Source organism: Mesorhizobium sp. A623 (assembly GCF_054489405.1).
Genome location: NZ_JBTMXB010000006.1, coordinates 16,166 through 35,077, shown reverse-complemented (window position 1 = coordinate 35,077; position 18,912 = coordinate 16,166). Strand labels below are relative to the sequence as shown.

The window sequence follows — 18,912 nt, the reverse complement described above, 5'->3', positions numbered from 1 at the left end:
GATGACGAGGTGGGGTGGTTATGCCGCTTGTCGGCGACGGCGCGGTTTTTGACCGCGCCGATGCGTGTCGAGAAAAAATCAGCTGGCCAGCCGTGTCACCGCTTCGTGCTGGGCGTAGGCCTGCCCGAACCGGTTGGCGAGGAAGGCGTCGAGCGAAATGTCTTCCTGGCGGACGAAGCCGGTTGCCGGCAGGCTGCCGTCGGCCAGCATGTCGAGCACGGCGCAGATGCCGGAGGCCGTGGTGATCTGGATGGCGCTGCGGACGGTCTTGCCAGCGCGCTGGCTATAGACCTTGTTGGCGTAGGTTTCCTGCATGAGCCGGCCTTGTCTGCGGCCCGAAACGGTGACGAAGACGATGACCACGTCCTGCGTCGTTGCCGGCAAGGCATTTTCAAAGATGTCCTTGATCAGCTCGCGGCGGTGGCGCAGGCCGAGATCGTTCAAGAGCGCCTTCATGATCGCCGCGTGGCCGGGATAGCGGATGGTGCGGTAGTTCAGCGTGCGCACCTTGCCTTTCAGCGTCTCGGCCAGCGTGCCGAGGCCGCCTGAGGTGTTGAACGCCTCATAGGTGACGCCGTCGAGCGAGAATTCCTCACGCTCTTCCAGCGGCGGCACTTCGACCAGTTCGCCCTCGACGATGGCCTCGCAGGGCTCGCAATATTCGTTGATGACGCCGTCCGTGCTCCAGGTCAGATTGTAGTTCAGCGCGTTCGACGGATATTGCGGCAGCGCGCCGACGCGCATGCGCACGCTTTCCAACGTGTCGAAGCGGCTGGCGAGATCGTTGGCGACTATGGAGATGAAGCCTGGCGCCAGCCCGCACTGCGGAATGAACGCGGTCTTGGCGTCACGCGCCAGTTCCTTGACGCGGCGCGTCGAGGCGACGTCCTCGGTCAGGTCGAGATAGTGCACGCCGGCATTTGCGGCCGCTTCGGCGATGCGCGTGGTCAGGTGATAGGGGGCGGCGCTCATGACGGCGAACTTGCCAGCCAGCGCTTTTTCGAGCGCGCCTTCGGCGGCGATATCCAATTCCAGCGTCGTCACGCCCTTGGGCAGGTCGAGCGCCTCGAGCTGGGCGGCGGCGCGATCGACGATGGTGACGGCGTAGTCGCCCGTTTCCGCCAGCATTGCGGCGATGGTGGAGCCGATCTTGCCTGCTCCGACGATGACGATTTCCTTCATGATGCCCTCCGAATGGTGTGTTTCGTCCAGCATCGCAGCTTGCCAGACGAAAGGAAGCGTGCGATCCGTCGATATAACGCCCTCTTTTAGACATTACGCCGATCAGGATCGTCATAATGCTGACAAATGCCGAACAAGCCCTGCTCGCGCTTTTGCGCGAAGACGCGCGCGCTTCGACGGCAGAACTGGCGCGCCGGCTTGGCGTGTCGCGCACCACCGTGCAAAGCCGCATCGAGCGGCTGGAGGCGCGCGGCGTCATTGCCGGCTATGGCGTGCGGCTGTCGCGCGACTACGAGCAGGGTCTGGTGCGGGCGCATGTGCTTTTGACGGTGACGCCAAAGCTCGCCGACCGGGTGGTTGCGGGCTTACGGGCGTTGCCGTCGGTCGAGACGCTGCACTCGGTGAGCGGCAATTTCGACATGATCGTCATCGTGGAGTCGCCGTCGATCGGCGATCTCGATGCGTTGATCGACCGCATCGGCGCGATGGAGGGAGTGGAACGCACGCTCTCCTCGATCATTCTCTCGACACGAATCGACCGCTAGCGGCGTGGCGATTCCGGGCGATGCAAATGTCTGTATCAAACCGGGCAAAGCGCCAGCTGTTCAAACGGGAGCAAGACATCATGATCGTTGAGCGGGTCGGAATCATCGGTGGAGCCGGGTGGCTGGGTTCAGCCATTGCTCAATCGCTCGTCGCGTCAGGGACCGTCGACCCGGCAAAACTCACTTGCTCATACCGGTCAACCAGGCCAGCCCGGCCGAGCGACTGGCGCTGGACACGGGACAATGTCGAACTTGTCGCCGGGTCCGACATCATCATCGTTTCGGTCCAGCCGGGCGACTGGCCCTCGCTTTCCTTCCGGGCCCCCGAAAAGCTGGTGATTTCAGTCATGGCCGGTATCAGGATGGCAAGCCTGCGCCAGCGCACCGGCGCAACGCGCCTGGCCCGCGCGCTGCCGAACGCTGCCGCGACGGTCCGGGCCTCCTATACGCCGATCTTCATGCACTCCGACATGGCCGACGATAGCGCAACGGTCTGTTCTCTCTTTGAAGCCTGCGGCAGCGTCGATCTCGTAACCGACGAAGGCCTGATCGACTATTTCACGGGAATGACGGGTTCCGGGCCGGCCTTTCCCGCGCTGCTCGCCGAGGCCATGATTGCCGACGCGCTCGATCGGGGGATCCCTTCCGAGGTGGCGCGCCGGGCAGCCGTCCAGACATTGATCGGGGCCGCACGTATCTTTGAGACGCAGGACGCCACGCCGGCAGAAACCGTCAAGGCCTTCGTTGACTATGGTGGCACGACGGCTGCCGCGATCTCGAAGATGCGAGAACTGGGCTTCGGCCCCGCCGTGCGGGCCGGGCTCGAAGCCGCTTACCTGAAAGCCCGGTCTCTCTCACGCGACTAAAGCACGTCGCGATCTTTCAGATTCGCTTGCCGAGCTTTAGATCTCTTTTTTCTCGCATGTCTCCCGAAACCGATTCCATTTTTCGGTGCGGTGCTCAGTCCCGCTTGGTCAGGACGCCGTAGAGGATGTTTTTGTTCTCTCCGAAAAACACCTTGGCATCGACGGCGTTGCGGTCGACGCTGGCGTTGACGATGTCCCACATCTCGGTTTCGGAGCGCAGCAGCAACTCCCAGTTCATGAAGGTTTCCATATAGCCGTCGACGCCGATATCCTGGGCGAAATTAGCGAAGAGGAAGACCCCGTTCGGCTTCAGCATCCGCATGCAGCACTGGGTAAGTTTTACCGCCACCTTGTGGGAAAGATAGTCGTAGAGGCCCGCCGCGTAGACGAAGTCGAACCGGCTTAGCCCGTAGGCGTCGGTCAGCAGGCCTCGTACCGAACCGTCGATCGCCTCGACCGCCGTTCCGCGAAAGTCCCGGATGATGGAACCGACGCTCTGCGGATCCTGGTCGAGTGCTACCCAGCGCCGGATATTTCCCTGGTGCAGGGCCTCCGACCGGTCAGCCTCACGCAGATGCCCGGCGGCAATGGTCAGGATTTCCGTTTCCTTGCCACGTGCGGCGGCGATCTCGTCGACATGCCGGGTCAGGATATCGCGCCGTTCCCGCACGGCGACCGATGACGAGACATCCTTCGTGTAGCCGTAGAGGGCCTGGCCGAGCGCGGAGGCGTTCGCGATCTCGGCTGCGACGCTCGCATGCCCGTAGATGAAGTCGAGCAATTGCGCGTCGCCGGAATAGCCCCTGGGCTTCTCGAACGACCACCGCGTAAACGGGTCCTGGAGAAAGAAATCGGATACCGGATGGTCCTGCGCGACCGGTATCAGTTCGCGCCAGGTTTCCGGGCCAATCCTGGCGCGTATCTTGTGGAGTTCCGCAGCGGTCCGCTCGACGATGGCTGCGGGTTCTTTTCCCTGTTCGAACTGCTGCTTCGCGATACCGAGAACAAGTGCAAGCTGATCTCTTGCCCCCGTAAACAGGTTGGGGCTGGAACCGGTTCTCGCGGAAACCGCCTCGGCGGCGATCGCTTCGGGCGTGATAAGACTTTCACCGTCGAGGACGAGTTCGTTCATGTGGTCAGTCCCAAATCATTAGCATTTTAACTAATTTATCGGGAGACGAGAGACTTGACCAGCCGCTTCGTAAATCTATGACGGCTCCGGATTTGGCTTGTGCCAATGGGCCGCCGTCAGTTTATGAAAAATTGACGGAATATCGCGTAACATTCCGTAAGAGGCAGCCGTTACTATCAGCCTGCGGGATTAGGCGATTGCAATGACGGAGCAGTACAGCGATTTCCACAAAGATGCGCAAAAACTCCTCGCTCCGCCGGGCGTAACGGAACGAACCGGCCGATGACCCAAGGATGGACTGCCCTGGTGGACAGCGGTCTTCGCAAGCAGCTGGAGCTGAGCGAAGAGGAGCTTCGTGCGCTCTACCGGCAGGAAGGCGATAGCGTTCGGAGAGCCGACGCCAGGAAGGGACTGTGGCTCGCGGTCGCGGTCTATCTGCTGTTTGCGGGGACCGATATCCTGCTCATCCCGGACGTCGCCGTCGTCACTGTCGCGGCTCGCCTTGTCGTCGCTGTGCTTGTTCTGGCCGCTATCGAAATGCAGGTTCGTGCAGCCGTCCATACGGAATGGCTCGACATAACCTGCGCTGCCGCGATCATTTCAGGCTATGTCGGCTGGCTGATTCCGGCTTTGGCTACGGCGTACACGCAAAACCTATCCTATTACATGATTTTCGGCGCCATCTTCATGATGGGCGCCAATTTATTTTTCAGCTTTCGCTTCGCCATTTCCATCATATCGTCCAGCACCATCTTCGTCATATTCTTTGTCGCGCTTTCCTTTTTCTCTTCGAGCGTGCCGTACACGGTCACGCTTGGAACCTTTTATCTTTCCTGTTTCATGTTCACGTCCTTCGTGAACTGGAAGCTGAACAAGGAGCGCTACAAGGTGTTCCTGAACGCGCTGGAGGCCAAGGCCCAGCACAGGGAGGCGACGGAGCGCGGGAAGGCGCTGCTGCGGCTGTCGCGAACGGACCCGCTGACCAACCTTCAAAATCGCCGGGCGGTCGATGAAAAGCTGCAGGAATACTGGAACGACTGGCAGCATGACGGCAAAAGCTTTGTCGCGGTCCTGATCGATGTCGATTTTTTCAAACGGTTCAACGATTATTACGGGCATCAGGAAGGCGACCGCTGCCTCGTCGTCGTCGCGAACGCGCTTAGCGCCACGATAGCCAGATATGACGGCTCTATCGGCCGCTACGGCGGTGAAGAGTTCATCGTTTTGGCCCATCTGCGGAAAAAGAAAGAGGTCGCCGCACTGGTGGAGGAGATCCGACGGGCGGTAGAGGAACTGACTGTCACGCATGAGCACCGGCGCGACGGCACCGCCATCGTCACGGTAAGCGTCGGCGCGTCCCTGACCCGGCAGGGCGCCGGCGCGAAACTGGAGAAGATCATTCACGAGGCTGACCGCGCGCTCTATCTGGCCAAGGCAAGTGGCAGAAACTGTGCCCGGCTGTTCGATCCTGACGATCCTGAAAGCAGCGACGAAAGCGAAAACATCGCCGCCTTGCTCAAGATCGCGGTCGACCAGCGCCTTGTTTCCCTCGTCTACCAACCGATCCTGGACGTCGCCTCGGGGCGCGTGGAGGCGGCGGAAGCCCTGATGCGCCTGACGACCTTCGACGGGACGGTGGTTCCGCCGAGCCAGTTCATTCCCGTGGCCGAGCGGACCGGCGCTATCCTGGAACTGGGCCGCTGGGCGCTCAGAACGGCGTGCCGGGAACTGCTGGCGGACAACGACATCGGCGTCGTCAGCGTCAATGTCTCGCCGATCCAGCTGGCCTCGGCGGGGTTCGCGTCTTCCGTCGCCGCCATCCTCGGCGAAACGGGCGCTTCCGGGAACAGGCTGGCCTTCGAGATCACCGAAGGCATCGAGATGGACATGCGCTCGAACGTCCTTCGCTGCATCGGCGACCTGAAGCTGCTGGGCATCCGGATATGGCTGGATGACTTCGGCACGGGTTTCGCCGGGCTGTCATGGCTTCGCCTGATCGATTTCGACGTGGTGAAGATCGACCGGTCGTTTATCAACGGCAGCAGCGACGCGAAAGGTCGCACGATGCTTCAGGATATTGTCGGCCTGGTCCGCAATCGCGGCCCCCGAATCCTGGCTGAAGGCGTCGAGCGCGAGGATCAGATGGCCCTGATCCGGGAACTGGGCATCGACCAGGCGCAAGGCTACCATATCGGCTGGCCGACCCCGGCGGAGAATTTCCGGATACAGTTGGGCAATCGCCATCCGCCGAAATCCGCCATGCAATCGGCCTGACGACTGCTCCTGAAGCACCGAAAGATGGGCGGCGGGACACGCTGGAGCGCCCGTAATCGTGGTAAACTCCCGAGTCACCCTGTTAGACAAAGTGCGGGCGGCGAACGTCCCCGCCCTTTATCCGCCTTGTTCGGATCGAATCGTGTTTTCGTGCGTTACTGATGCCATTGAGGGCTGGGACAACATTTTCGGAGAGATACGATGAAAAAGATTCTGGTGATGGTGGCGTTGTTGCTGCCGATTGCTGCCTGTTCCCAGACGGAACGGGGAGCCGCGATTGGTGGCCTCGGCGGAGCGGCCATCGGCAGCGCCGTAGCCGGCGATCCGGTTGAGGGCGCGATCATCGGCGGCGCCATCGGTGCTGTCGGCGGCGCGCTGATCGGCAACGCCAGCGAGCGCGGCCAATGTCGCTACCGCGACCGTCGCGGCCGCGTCTATGTGGATCGCTGCCCGTCCGGTGATCGCTACGAGAGCCGGGATTATGACCGCCGCGATTACAGGCGCCGGCACTACAACAACGGCTATTGATCGCATCGGTCATGGACCATGACGATCCGAAACGCGTAGCCCGCGTTTCGGCCTGACAAAAAAAGCTGCGCGAACCGGATGGCTCGCGCAGCTTTTATTTTTTGCGATGGAAGAAGGCTTACTCGGCGCTGGCTTCCGCTGGGGCTTCCGCCGGAGCGGCCGTTGCAGCGGCAACGGCTGCAGCGGCGTCTTCCTGCGCCTTCTGCAACAGGGCGGCGCGTTCCTGCGCCTTCTTGCCCGGCTCGCCCTTGGTCGGGTTGGAGCGGACTTCGCGCTTGACGATACCGGCTTCGTCGAGGAAGCGCATCACGCGGTCGGTCGGCTGCGCGCCGTGCGAGAGCCAATGCTTGACGCGGTCGGCGTCAACCTTGACGCGGTCGCCGTCCTTGGGCAGCAGCGGGTTCCATGAGCCGATCTGCTCGATGAAACGGCCGTCGCGCGGGCTGCGCGCATCGGCGATGACGACGTGGTAGTAAGGGCGCTTCTTCGAACCCGCACGGGCCAGCCTGATTTTCAGTGACATTCTTTTTCTCCTAAAGCTCTGTTTGTTGGATGACGGCTGGTTGTCAGCCGGTTTCGGACACGCCGTTTGAGGCGGCATTTTTATCACCACCGCTGTTCGAAGCGGCGATCTGCTCGTGGTGGCGGATGACTTCGCGCACGACGAAATTGAGGAATTTTTCCGCAAAATCCGGGTCGAGATGCGCGTCGTCAGCCAGCCGGCGCAGACGGGCGATCTGATCGGCCTCGCGGCTCGGATCGGCGGGCGGCAAGCCATGCGTCGCTTTGAGAACGCCGACCGCCTGGGTGCAGCGAAAGCGCTCGGCCAGCATGTGGATGAGGGCTGCGTCGATATTGTCGATGGAAGCGCGGTAATCCGCGAGGATTTTCCGTGCTTCCGCGATGGCTTTTTCTTCGTTCACAGCACCCTCACTTCTTCTTGCCCGATCCCGGGAATCCGCCGCCCAAGCCGGGAAGCTTCATGCCGCCGGGAAGGCCCGGCAAGCCGCCGGCGCCCATGCCGGGCAGGCCCTTGGGCAGTCCGCCGCCGAGGCCTGCCGCTTCGGCCTGCTTCTGCAGCGCCTCAAGCTGCTTCGGGTCCATCTTCGACAGGTCCGGCATGCCGCCGCCGGGCATCCCGCCCATGCCCCCGCCAAGGCCCATCTTGGAGGCCAGCCCGCCCATCATGGACCGCATCATGCCGCCGCCTTTGCCCTTGCCGCCCATGGCCTTCATCATGTCGGCCATGCCGCGATGCATTTTCAAAAGCTTGTTGATCTCGGCCGCATTCGTGCCGGAGCCGGCGGCGATGCGCTTCTTGCGGCTGTGCTTGAGAAGGTCGGGATTGGCGCGCTCGGCCCTGGTCATCGACGAGATGATGGCGATCTGACGGCCGAACATCTTGTCGTCCAGACCGGCAGCGGCCATCTGGTCCTTCATCTTGCCCATGCCGGGCATCATGCCCATGATGCCGCCCATGCCGCCCATCTTCGACATCTGCTGCAATTGCCCGGCAAGGTCGTTGAGGTCGAACTTGCCCGACTGCATCTTTTTCGCCATCGCGGCCGCTTGTTCGGCGTCGATGTTTTCGGCGGCTTTTTCCACGAGCGAAACGATGTCGCCCATGCCAAGGATGCGGTCAGCGATGCGCTTGGGATAAAACTCCTCCAGCGCGTCCATCTTTTCGCCGGTACCGATCAGCTTGATCGGCTTGCCGGTGACGGCGCGCATCGACAGGGCGGCACCGCCGCGGCCGTCGCCGTCCATGCGGGTCAGCACCAGGCCGGTAATGCCGACGCGTTCGTCAAAGCTTTTCGCCAGATTGACGGCGTCCTGACCAGTCAGCGAATCCGCGACCAGCAGGATTTCGTGCGGGGCCGCCATCTTCTTGATGTCGGCCATTTCGAGCATCAGTGGCTCGTCGATATGGGTGCGGCCGGCAGTGTCGAGAATGACGACGTCGTGGCCGCCGAGCCTGGCCGCCTGCACGGCACGCTTTGCGATATCGACCGGTGTCTGGCCGGCGACGATCGGCAGCGTCGCGACGTTCACCTGCTCGCCCAACTGACGCAACTGCTCCTGCGCGGCCGGACGGCGCGTATCGAGCGAGGCCATCAGAACCTTCTTGTTCTGGCGCTCGGTCAGGCGCTTGGCGATCTTGGCGCTGGTGGTGGTCTTGCCGGAGCCCTGCAGGCCGACCATCATGATGACGACCGGGGCGGGCGCGTTGAGATCGATCGGGACGCCTTCGTCGCCGAGCATGGCGATCAGCTCGTCATGGACGATCTTGACGACCATCTGGCCGGGCTTGATCGACTTGACGACGGCCGCGCCCACGGCCTTTTCGCGCACCTTGTCGGTGAACGAGCGCACCACTTCCAGCGCAACGTCGGCTTCCAGCAGCGCGCGGCGCACCTCGCGCAGGGCCGCCGTGACGTCGGCTTCCGACAGCGCGCCACGGCCGGTCAGGCCGTCCAGGATGGAACCAAGGCGTTCCTGGAGGGACTCAAACATCGACTATGCCGCAGCGCTTGAACGCCTCGGTTCCCTTTTGATCCCTGTCGGCCCGTCGGGCCTCCACGCCTCTTGAGCGCTCTTGCAGGCTCTCGAACATGCTTTTTCCTTTTCCCAGGCACCCGGATGATGCCGGAGAGGTAATGCGTCCGCGCCAGGCTTCCAAGTAAACCCTTGGGCAAAAAACCCAAAGCCAAAAGCACCCGGGGGCGCACAGCGCTGCCGGGTGTTGGCCTCCAGGATCGATTTACGGCCTAGCCTCGAAAGGTTTTGGCGTCCCGGTCGGCTTGCTCGGAGAAAAACTCGTCGCGGAATTCGCGCGGTGTAAACAGGAAAAACGCCGAAGAGTCAAGAAAGACGAGCGACGGGGTTCGACAGCGCCCTATATCGTAGCAGACGGAAAGCAGTCAGGGAGGCATGGCGATGGCGGACACCAGCAAAAAGATCCAGCCTTCGCCGCTGCCCGAAAACCATTCGGAGACCGTTACCGCCGCCGTCCATTATTACCGCGCCGAACTGGCGCGCATGGCCGGCTGGCGCGACCGCATCGACCGCACCACCAATTGGGCGATCACCGTGGTCGCGGCCCTTTTGTCGGTTTCGCTGTCGACGGCGTCGGCCCATCACGGCGTGCTGTTGTTCGCCATGCTGCTGGTCTATCTGCTTTTGATGATCGAGGCGCGGCGTTATCGTTTCTTCGACGTCTATCGCTTCCGGGTGCGGCAGATGGAGCGGCATTATTTCGCGCAGTTGTTTTCACCGGCGGAAGACTTTTCGGCAAACTGGACGCAAATCCTCGGCCAGAGCCTGCGCCAGCCCAAATTCTTCATTTCCTACGGCGACGCTTTTTCGCGTCGGCTGCGCCGCAACTATATCTGGATGTTCCTGATCCTGCTGCTGGCGTGGATATTGAAGATCTCGACGCCGCGCCTTCAGGAAGAGAATGCCGGCTCCGGTTTGGCCCATTCGCTGCAGGAGGTGCTGGCGAATGCCGGCTTCGGACCCATCCCCGGCTGGTTGATGGTTGCCGGCGTCGCGATCTTCTTCCTGTGGCTGCTGTTTGCCTCGCTGCGCACGCCCGATGATGCCGGCGAGGGTGATTTCGGCGAAGTGCATGTATGATGCAGACTCGAGAAAAGGCACCGGTTTTCGGGTTCTCTGGCGCTGGAATCGTCCCGATGCGAACCGGAAAAATCGCCTCACATTGCCCCTCCGCCACAATTATCCCTTGATCGTAAGCGAGTGCGCCGGTCGTCATTGACCGCCGGGTTGCCGAAACGACGGTGACAAGCCGGCGTTTCGCTGGCAAGTTCGCTTCGGGACGTGATTCAGGCAACCAGGAGAAAAACATGGCATTTCTTGCCAAGGGAAAGATTGTTGCGGCTGCGATTGCGGCGGTATTCGCGGCGACGGCAGGGGCTGAAGCTGCCGGCAAATGCGGCAAGGATTCGAGCGGCTTTGCCGCATGGGTCGAAGCCTACAAGGCGGACGCCAGGGCGCGCGGCATCGATACCGGTCCAATGGCCGGCGTCAAATATGACCGCGGTGTCATCAAGATCGACCGCAACCAGCATGCCGCCTTCAAGGGCACGGTAGAGCAGTTCCTGGCGCGCCGCGCACCCGCCTCCTACGTCAAGAAGGCCAAGGGCTACATGAAATCGCAAGGCCCGCTGCTGAACAAGATCGAGAAGCGCTACGGCGTTCAACCCGAAGTATTGTTGGCCATCTGGGGCATGGAAACCGGCTTCGGCGCCAATTCCGGCAACAAGGCCGTATTCGGCCCGCTGGCGACGCTGGCCTATGATTGCCGCCGCTCGGCCTTTTTCACCAATGAACTGAATTCGGCCCTCGAGATCGCCCAGAAGGGTTACATCGCCGCCTCCCAGATGAAGGGAGCCGGCTTTGGCGAACTCGGCCAGACGCAGTTCCTGCCGTCCAAATACCTGCAATTCGCGGTCGATTTCGACGGCGACGGCCGCCGCGACCTGATCCACTCGCGCGCCGACGTGCTGGCTTCGACGGCCAATTTCCTGCGCGGCCATGGCTGGAGCGCCGGCGGCGGCTACGGGCCGGGACAGGCCAATTACGGCGTCTGGAACGACTGGAACCGCGCCACGATCTACCAGAAGGCGCTGGCCGAGTTCGCGCGTCGTATCGCCAACTGATAACCGGCTGCCCATTCCGCCCCATCACGCCCGACCGGAATGACCCGGCCGGGCGTTTTTGTTCTCGAAGCAAATCTGCTTTACGTACCTCAAAATTCCCGCTAGGTTCATCCTGGTGGGAGGGTTTCAGGTGCGTCCGACGGTTCACGATGTAGCGGAAGAGGCCGGCGTCAGCCTGGCGACGGTGGACCGCGTGCTCAACAAGCGGCCCGGCGTCAAGGCGGTGACCGTGGCACGGGTCGAGACCGCCGTCGCGAGACTGGGTTTCGTGCGCGACATTTCGGCCGCCAACCTCGCCAAGCAGCGCATCTACCATCTCGCCTTCATCATCCCCGAAGGGCCAAACAGCTTTATGCGCGGGATGGAGCGGGAACTGGAGCAGATCGCGTCGCGTTCGGCGCTGGATCGCACGATCATCGACATCGTCAAGGTTCCGGCTTTCGACGGTGCCGCCCTTGCCGGCGCAATCGAAAAGTTCGACACCGCTACCGTTTCAGGCGTCGCGCTGGTGGCGACGGAATCGCCCGCCGCCGGCGAAGCATTGGCGCGGCTGCGGCAGGCGAACATTCCGGTCGTGACCATGGTTTCCGACATGCCCGCCTCGCGGCGCGACCATTATGTAGGCATCGACAACGTGGCCGCCGGTCGTTCCGCCGCAAGCCTCATCGGGCGTTTTATCGGGCCAAAAACGGGCAAGATCGCGCTCGTCGCTGGCTCGATGCTGGTCCGCGACCATGTCGAGCGCCGCATGGGCTTCGATCAGGTGATACGGGCCGAATTTCCCGGCCTCGAATGCCTGCCGGTGCTGGAGGGGCGCGACGACGCCGACATCACCCGCAAGCTGCTGGGCGATTGTCTGGAACACGAGCCGGGCGTCGTCGGCATCTACAGCATCGGCGCGGGCAATCGCGGCGTCATCGACGTGCTTCAGAGCAAGCCCACCTATCGCGATCTGGTGGTCGTGGCGCACGAACTGACGGACCATTCCCGCAAGGCGCTGCGTGACGGCCTGTTCGACGCCGTCATCAACCAGGATGCGGGCCATGAGATACGCAGCGCGGTGCGGTTGCTGAAAGCCGCAATCGATGGAAGCAGGATCGTCGAAGGGCAGGAAAACATCCGCATCGAAATTTATCTTCGCGACAACCTGCCATGAGCGATGAAGCTGTGCTAGTTTTGAGGTACGTAAATCTAAATCAACTCGACTTGCCCGCCACGGGCGATCTTTCGACCAGCTTGCTAAGGACTGCACCAGAATGACCACCGGATTTTTCGGCGACATCAAGACCGCCAGTTACGAGGGCCCGGATTCGACCAATCCCCTCGCCTATCGCCACTACAACAAGGACGAGGTCGTCGCCGGCAAGCGGATGGAAGACCATCTGCGTTTCGCCGTCGCCTATTGGCATTCCTTTGCCTGGCCGGGCGGCGATCCGTTCGGCGGCCAGACCTTTGATCGCCCATGGTTCCCCAAGGCGGGCGGCATCGACACGATGCAACTGGCCAAGCTCAAGGCCGACATTGCCTTCGAGATGTTTACCGCGCTCGATGCGCCCTATTTCTGCTTCCACGACGCCGACGTGCGGCCGGAGGGCGACAGTTTTTCCGAAAGTGCGGCGCGTCTCGACGAGATCGCCGACTATATCGGCGGCAAGATGGAAACGGCCGGCACCAAGCTGCTTTGGGGCACGGCTAATCTGTTTTCCAACCGCCGCTTCATGGCGGGCGCCGCGACCAATCCGGACCCTGACGTGTTCGCCTATTCGGCGGCGACGGTGAAGGCCTGCATGGACGTCACCCAGCGCCTCAAGGGCGAGAACTATGTGCTGTGGGGCGGTCGCGAAGGCTATGAGACGCTGCTCAACACCGACCTCAAGCGCGAGCGCGAACAGGCCGGGCGCTTCCTGTCCATGGTGGTCGATTACAAGCACCGCATCGGCTTCAAGGGCGCGATCCTGATCGAGCCGAAGCCGCAGGAGCCGACAAAACACCAGTACGATTATGACGTCGCCACCGTTTACGGCTTCCTCAAGGAGTTCGGGCTGGAGAACGAGGTGAAAGTCAATATCGAGCAGGGTCATGCCATCCTCGCTGGCCATTCCTTCGAACACGAACTGGCGCTGGCCGATGCGCTCGGCATTTTCGGTTCCATCGACATGAACCGCAACGACTACCAGTCCGGTTGGGACACCGACCAGTTTCCCAACAACGTGCCGGAAATGGCGCTAGCCTATTATCAGGTGCTGCAGGCAGGCGGCTTCACCACAGGCGGCACCAATTTCGACGCCAAGCTTCGCCGCCAGTCGCTCGATCCGCAGGACCTGCTGATCGGCCATATCGGTGCGATGGATTGCTGCGCGCGCGGTCTCAAGGCAGCCGCGAAAATGGTCGAGGGCAAGGCTTTGTCCGGGCCGCTAGCTGAACGCTATGCCGGCTGGAACTCGGCGGAGGCAAAGGCAATGCTATCCGGCAAACGCACGCTGGAGGACATCGCCGGGCGCGTTATTGACGAAAAAATCGAGCCGCAGCCGCGTTCCGGCCGGCAGGAATATCTGGAGAACATCGTCAACCGCTACGTCTGAAACGGGTCAGGAGCCGGGAGGAGAAAAAGAATGTCAGGCAAGGGAGGGTGTTGCCGTACTGTCGCGCACGATCAGCTCGACCGGCAGAACCTGGCTTTCGCTGCCGTGCGCGCCGGCTGTGTCCCCCTTGCGCTCGCCCTCGATCAACCTCAGCAGGATCTTGGCCGCCGTCTCGCCGATCGCGGCGCGTGGCTGGCGGATGGTGGTCAGCGACGGGATCAAATGCTCGGACATTTCGAGATCGTCGAACCCGACGACGGACACGTCCGCGGGCGCGTGGATGCCGTGCCGGTTCAGTTCCGACATGAAGCCACAAGCCATGGCGTCGCTGGACAGGAACACCCCCGTCGGTCGCTGCTCCAGCGCCAGCCACTGGCGGGCGGCTACAATTCCGGAAGCCAGCGTGAAATCGCCGTCGAAAAACCAGCGTTCATCGCTCGCAAGCCCGGCACGGGCAAGGGCTGCACGCACGCCCACCGCGCGTTGCTGCGTCAAGACATTGTCGGGCGGCCCCATGACATGGCCGATCCGGCGGTGGCCAAGCGAAACCAGATGATCGACGGCAAGCATCGCGCCGTGATGGTTGTCAATGGTGACGCTCGGCTGGTCGTCCACCCACTCGCAGGCGAAGATCACCGGAGGCTGCGCCATGCGGCCACGCCCGCTAAACGTGTTTTCCGGCAGCGTGCCATCCAGCACGATCAGGCCGTCGGCCCGATTGTTGTGGAGATATTCGGCGATCTGGCGGTCCGCGCCCTTCGGTTCCTGTGTGTCGGCGACGAGCACGTTGAGGCCGGCCGCCGAAGCGACATGGGCGATGGCCGACAGGATCAGCGAGAAGAACGGATTGGACAGATGCGGCACCAGAACGACAATGCCGCCGGTCTGCTGGCGGCGCAGGTTCCGGGCCGCGTGGTTGATGCGGTAGCCGGTCTGCGCGACGGCGGCCAGCACCGCGTCGCGCGTCTTAGCCGAAACCAGGTCGGGATGCGACAACGTACGGCTGACCGTGGCCGTCGATACGCCGGCCGCCCGCGCGACATCGCCGATGCGGGGATTGGTTCTGGTCAAGGCGTCGTCCATTTTTACTCCGAACCGGTGCGCGACCCACAATACCCGAGGCCGGGCTTGCGCCTTGTGCGCGATTTTCCCGCGCGGATCAAATCGCGGCCGAACGTTTCAAACTGGCCGCTCTTGACTGTCATCGGCGCTTCGGTAATGGTTGGTGTAATCGATTACATCCTATAATTTCATGGATGACAAGCGCGGAGGATCGGCTTTGCCGGCGCGCTGAAACGGAAGAGCGGGTGTCACTCCGCAGGAGGACTGAATGAAGACGATTAAAGGCCCAGCCATTTTCCTGGCGCAATTCGCGGGAGATGCCGCGCCCTTCAATTCATTCGATTCGATCTGCGAATGGGCCGCTGGCCTCGGCTACAAGGGCGTGCAGATCCCGACCTGGGATGCGCGGCTGTTCGACCTGAAGAAGGCGTCGGATTCCAAAACCTATTGCGACGAGATCAAGGGCGTTGCCGCCAGCCACGGGCTGGAGATCACCGAACTGTCCACGCATCTTCAGGGCCAGCTGGTCGCGGTGCATCCGGCCTATGACGCCGCCTTTGACGGCTTTGCAGCGCCCGAAGTGCGCGGCAACCCGGCCGCGCGCACCGAATGGGCAAACGATCAGGTCCGGCGCGCGCTTCGCGCTTCAAAGCATTTCGGCCTCAAGGCGCATGCGACGTTTTCCGGCGCGCTGGCCTGGCCCTATATCTATCCGTGGCCGCAGCGCCCGGCGGGTCTGGTCGAGGCCGCCTTCGACGAGCTGGCCAAGCGCTGGACGCCGCTGCTCGACTGTGCCGAGGAAAACGGCGTCGATGTCTGCTATGAAATCCATCCCGGCGAAGATCTGCATGACGGCATCAGCTACGAGATGTTCTTGCAGCGGGTAAACAACCATGCGCGGGCGAACCTGCTCTACGATCCCTCGCATTTCGTCCTGCAGCAGCTCGACTATCTCGACTACATCGACATCTATCACGAGCGCATCAAGGCGTTTCACGTCAAGGACGCCGAGTTCAACCCGACGGGGCGGCAAGGCGTCTATGGCGGCTTCCAGAACTGGGTGGATCGCGCCGGCCGTTTCCGCTCGCTCGGCGACGGGCAGGTCGATTTCGGCTCCATCTTCTCCAAGCTGACGCAATATGGCTACGATAGCTGGGCCGTGCTGGAATGGGAGTGCTGCCTGAAGCATCCGGAAGACGGCGCGGCTGAGGGCGCGCCCTTCATCCAGCATCACATCATCCGCGTCACGGAAAAGGCATTCGACGATTTTGCCGGGGCCGGCACCGACGATGCGGCCAATCGCAAGATGCTTGGCCTGGCATAGGGAGACGGACATGACGATCAAGGGCAGCAGGCAGGAAGTACAGGCGGGGCGCATCCGGCTTGGCATGGTCGGCGGCGGGCAGGGCGCTTTCATCGGCGCGGTACACCGCATCGCGGCGCGCCTCGACGACCAGTTCGAGCTGGTGGCCGGCGCACTGTCTTCGGACCCGGCTCGCGCCATGGCTTCGGCGGCGGAAATCGGCATCGCGCCCGACCGCTCCTATGGCTCCTACGAGGAAATGGCCAAGGCGGAAGCGGCAAGGCCCGACGGCATCGAAGCCGTGTCCATCGTCACCCCCAACAATGTCCATGCGCCGGCCGCCCGCGCCTTTCTGGAAGCCGGCATCCATGTCATCTGTGACAAGCCGATGACGACCACCGTTGCCGAAGCCGAAGCTCTGGTCGATCTGGTGAAGCAGACCGGCAAGGTCTTCGTTCTGACCCACAATTATACCGGCTATCCGATGATGCGGCAGGCGCGCGCCATGGTCGCTGCCGGCGAACTGGGCGAGCTTCGGCTGGTGCAGGCGGAATACCCGCAGGACTGGCTGACCGAGCGGGCCGAGCTTGCCGGCTCCAAGCAGGCCGAATGGCGCGCCGATCCGAAGCGCTCGGGCGCTGGCGGCTCCATCGGCGATATCGGCACCCACGCCTACAATCTGGCGGCCTTCGTCAGCGGGCTCGAGACGGATGATCTTCTGGCGCAGCTGACGACCTTCGTGCCGGGAAGGCTGCTCGACGACGACGTGCAGATATTGCTCCGGTACAAGGGCGGCGCGCGCGGCATGCTGTGGGCCAGCCAGGTCGCGGTCGGCCATGAAAACGGGTTGAAGCTGCGCGTCTATGGCAGCAAGGGCGGGCTGGAATGGACGCAGGCCGACCCTAACTATCTGTGGTTCACTCGCTTAGGCGAGCCAAAGCAATTGTTGACCCGCGGCGGGGCCGGTGTGTGGCCGCAGGCCGCGCGCGTCAGCCGCGTGCCGGGCGGCCATCCGGAGGGTTATCTGGAAGGCTTTGCCACGATCTATGCCGAGGCCGCGCGCGCCATTCGCGCCGCAAGCAGCGGGACGGCACTGGACGCCGACGTGCTTTATCCGACCGTGCAGGACGGGCTTGACGGCATGCGCTTCATCGACGCGGCGGTCGCCTCATCGAAAGCCGGCAATGTGTGGACGAAAGTGGGATGAGCCCTTTCGCCGACCTCGCTCCTCTCAATCCCGGCGTGCCGCTACTGGAAGCGGTCGGCCTGTCGAAATCCTTCGGCCCGGTCGAGGTGTTGAAGGACGTCAGCCTTGGCGTCAATCCGGGCGAGGTCCATGCCATCATCGGCGAGAACGGGGCCGGCAAATCGACGCTGATGAAGCTTCTGTCCGGGCACCTTCAGCCGACGCGGGGAGAACTGCATATCGGCGGCGAGACCGTGACGCTGACGGGGCCGGTCGACGCCGAACGGCGCGGCATCGTTTTGGTGCATCAGGAAATCCTGCTCGCGCCCGATCTGACTGTGGCCCAGAACGTCTATCTCGGCCGCGAACTGCACAAGCGGGGCCTCGTCGGGAGCATCGTTGTCGATGACCGCGCCATGAACGCCGGAGCGCATCAGGCCGTGCGCGACCTTGGCGCCGACATCGATCCCGACGTGGTGGTCGGCCGCCTTTCCATCGCGCAGCGTCAACTCATCCAGATCGCGCGCGTGCTTCTGGTGCCGCACCGCGTCGTGATCTTCGACGAGCCGACCGCCTCGCTGACCCCGGTAGAGACGGACGCCCTGCTCAAGGTGATTGCCGCCATTCGCGCCAAGGGTGTCGGCGTCTTCTACATTTCGCACCGGCTGCCGGAAGTGAAGGAAATCGCCGACAAGGTGACGGTGCTGCGCGACGGAAAGCTGGTCGCCAGCCATCCGGCCCGCGAACTGGAGCCGGTCGACATGGCGCGGCTGATGGTCGGCCGCGACGTGGCAAAACTCTACCCCGACCGCCACACGGAAGCCGTTCGGGAAACGGTGCTGGAAGTCGAGGACTTTTCGGTTCCCGGCTACGCCCAGCACGCCTCGTTCCAGCTGCGCAAGGGTGAGATTTTGGGCTTTGCCGGCCTTGTCGGCGCGGGGCGCACCGAACTGATGGAAGGCATCGTTGGCCTCCGGCCCGGTCGTGGCGCGCTGCGCATCAACGGCAAGACGGCTCATTTCCAGAATGTCGACGCCAGCCTGAAGGCCGGTATCGCCTATCTGAGTGAGGATCGGAAGGGCAAGGGCCTGCTCCTGGCCGAGGATTTGCGCATCAACCTGACGCTTGCCTCGCTGGACAGGTTCCAGCGCGGCCTGCAGGTCGACCGCGCCAAGGAACGCGTCGCCCTCGACAAGGCCATCGGCGAGTTCGACATTCGCGCCGGCCGCAAGGACATGCTTGCCGGGCAACTGTCGGGCGGCAACCAGCAGAAGCTGCTGCTGGCCAAGATGATGATGACCGATCCCGGCATCATCATCATCGACGAGCCGACGCGCGGCATCGATATCGGCACCAAGGAACAGATCTACAAATTCATCGCCGAGCTTTCCGCGCAAGGGCGTTCGATCATCGTCGTCTCGTCCGAGATGCCGGAACTGATCGGCATCTGCGACCGCATCGTCGTCATGCGCGGCGGCCGCCTCGTCGGCGAAGTGTCGGGCGAACACATGAACGAAAACGAGATCGTCGTCATGGCGACGGGCGTCAAATCCGGGGAGGCCGCATAGCGGAT

16 protein-coding genes and 1 pseudogene are annotated in these 18,912 nt (G+C 62.7%); 11 read left to right on the top strand and 6 right to left on the bottom strand.

Annotated features, from left to right (window positions below):
- Positions 1-78: 78 nt before the first annotated feature.
- A complete protein-coding gene (locus ACX3P1_RS08135; RefSeq protein WP_459079235.1) occupies positions 79-1,182 on the bottom strand; it encodes a saccharopine dehydrogenase family protein in 1,104 nt (367 codons plus the stop codon).
- 116 nt (positions 1,183-1,298) lie between these two features.
- Between ACX3P1_RS08135 and ACX3P1_RS08130 the strand changes: the two genes are divergently transcribed.
- Positions 1,299-1,727 carry an Lrp/AsnC family transcriptional regulator gene (locus ACX3P1_RS08130; protein WP_459079067.1) on the top strand — a complete coding sequence of 143 codons (429 nt, stop codon included), beginning with the start codon at positions 1,299-1,301 and terminating at the stop codon, positions 1,725-1,727.
- Positions 1,728-1,804: 77 nt separating this feature from the next.
- A complete protein-coding gene (locus ACX3P1_RS08125; RefSeq protein WP_459079234.1) occupies positions 1,805-2,593 on the top strand; it encodes a pyrroline-5-carboxylate reductase family protein in 789 nt (262 codons plus the stop codon).
- 94 nt (positions 2,594-2,687) lie between these two features.
- Here the strand turns inward: ACX3P1_RS08125 and ACX3P1_RS08120 are convergent, their stop codons facing one another.
- Complete coding sequence (locus ACX3P1_RS08120; RefSeq protein ID WP_459079066.1) at positions 2,688-3,725, bottom strand: class I SAM-dependent methyltransferase; 1,038 nt, start codon at positions 3,723-3,725, stop codon at positions 2,688-2,690.
- 282 nt (positions 3,726-4,007) lie between these two features.
- On the opposite strand from ACX3P1_RS08120, the gene ACX3P1_RS08115 reads away from it, so the two are divergent.
- On the top strand, positions 4,008-5,999 hold the full coding sequence (locus tag ACX3P1_RS08115) for a putative bifunctional diguanylate cyclase/phosphodiesterase (RefSeq protein WP_459079065.1): 1,992 nt from the start codon (positions 4,008-4,010) through the stop codon (positions 5,997-5,999).
- 201 nt (positions 6,000-6,200) lie between these two features.
- Positions 6,201-6,458 (top strand): annotated as a pseudogene (locus ACX3P1_RS08110) (glycine zipper domain-containing protein); the annotation flags it as partial.
- A 187-nt stretch (positions 6,459-6,645) separates the two neighbouring features.
- Here ACX3P1_RS08110 and rpsP read toward each other — a convergent pair.
- From rpsP to ffh, 3 genes are read right to left on the bottom strand one after another with little or no spacing between them, the layout of a single operon-like run.
- Complete coding sequence (gene rpsP, locus ACX3P1_RS08105; RefSeq protein WP_459079064.1) at positions 6,646-7,050, bottom strand: 30S ribosomal protein S16; 405 nt, start codon at positions 7,048-7,050, stop codon at positions 6,646-6,648.
- A gap of 43 nt (positions 7,051-7,093) precedes the next feature.
- Entirely contained in the window at positions 7,094-7,450 is a 357-nt protein-coding gene (locus ACX3P1_RS08100) for a chorismate mutase (protein WP_459079063.1), read from the bottom strand.
- 7 nt (positions 7,451-7,457) lie between these two features.
- A complete protein-coding gene (gene ffh / locus ACX3P1_RS08095; protein ID WP_459079062.1) occupies positions 7,458-9,041 on the bottom strand; it encodes a signal recognition particle protein in 1,584 nt (527 codons plus the stop codon).
- A 423-nt stretch (positions 9,042-9,464) separates the two neighbouring features.
- On the opposite strand from ffh, the gene ACX3P1_RS08090 reads away from it, so the two are divergent.
- The 4 genes from ACX3P1_RS08090 (at position 9,465) to xylA (ending at position 13,788) form a co-directional block, all read left to right on the top strand.
- A complete protein-coding gene (locus ACX3P1_RS08090; protein WP_459079061.1) occupies positions 9,465-10,163 on the top strand; it encodes a DUF2270 domain-containing protein in 699 nt (232 codons plus the stop codon).
- 227 nt (positions 10,164-10,390) lie between these two features.
- Positions 10,391-11,206, top strand: coding sequence for a lytic murein transglycosylase (locus ACX3P1_RS08085; RefSeq protein WP_459079060.1), 816 nt, complete (start codon positions 10,391-10,393; stop codon positions 11,204-11,206).
- 130 nt (positions 11,207-11,336) lie between these two features.
- The gene (locus ACX3P1_RS08080; protein WP_459079059.1) at positions 11,337-12,362 is read left to right on the top strand and encodes a LacI family DNA-binding transcriptional regulator; all 1,026 of its coding nucleotides are present in this window, start codon (positions 11,337-11,339) and stop codon (positions 12,360-12,362) included.
- Between the two features lie 100 nt (positions 12,363-12,462).
- Positions 12,463-13,788, top strand: coding sequence for a xylose isomerase (xylA, locus tag ACX3P1_RS08075; RefSeq protein WP_459079058.1), 1,326 nt, complete (start codon positions 12,463-12,465; stop codon positions 13,786-13,788).
- A gap of 33 nt (positions 13,789-13,821) precedes the next feature.
- Here xylA and ACX3P1_RS08070 read toward each other — a convergent pair whose 3' ends face one another.
- Positions 13,822-14,871: a LacI family DNA-binding transcriptional regulator gene (locus tag ACX3P1_RS08070; protein WP_459079057.1), complete on the bottom strand. Its 1,050-nt coding sequence runs from the start codon at positions 14,869-14,871 to the stop codon at positions 13,822-13,824.
- 247 nt (positions 14,872-15,118) lie between these two features.
- Here ACX3P1_RS08070 and ACX3P1_RS08065 point away from each other — a divergent pair, with 247 nt between their 5' ends.
- Genes ACX3P1_RS08065 through ACX3P1_RS08055 form a run of 3 tightly spaced genes read left to right on the top strand, consistent with a single transcriptional unit; the run spans position 15,119 to position 18,907 of the window.
- A complete protein-coding gene (locus ACX3P1_RS08065; protein ID WP_459079056.1) occupies positions 15,119-16,174 on the top strand; it encodes a sugar phosphate isomerase/epimerase family protein in 1,056 nt (351 codons plus the stop codon).
- Positions 16,175-16,184: 10 nt separating this feature from the next.
- Entirely contained in the window at positions 16,185-17,360 is a 1,176-nt protein-coding gene (locus ACX3P1_RS08060; protein WP_459079055.1) for a Gfo/Idh/MocA family protein, read from the top strand.
- On the top strand, positions 17,357-18,907 hold the full coding sequence (locus ACX3P1_RS08055) for a sugar ABC transporter ATP-binding protein (protein ID WP_459079054.1): 1,551 nt from the start codon (positions 17,357-17,359) through the stop codon (positions 18,905-18,907). The genes ACX3P1_RS08060 and ACX3P1_RS08055 overlap by 4 nt, the downstream gene beginning before the upstream one ends.
- The last annotated feature ends 5 nt before the right edge of the window (positions 18,908-18,912 follow it).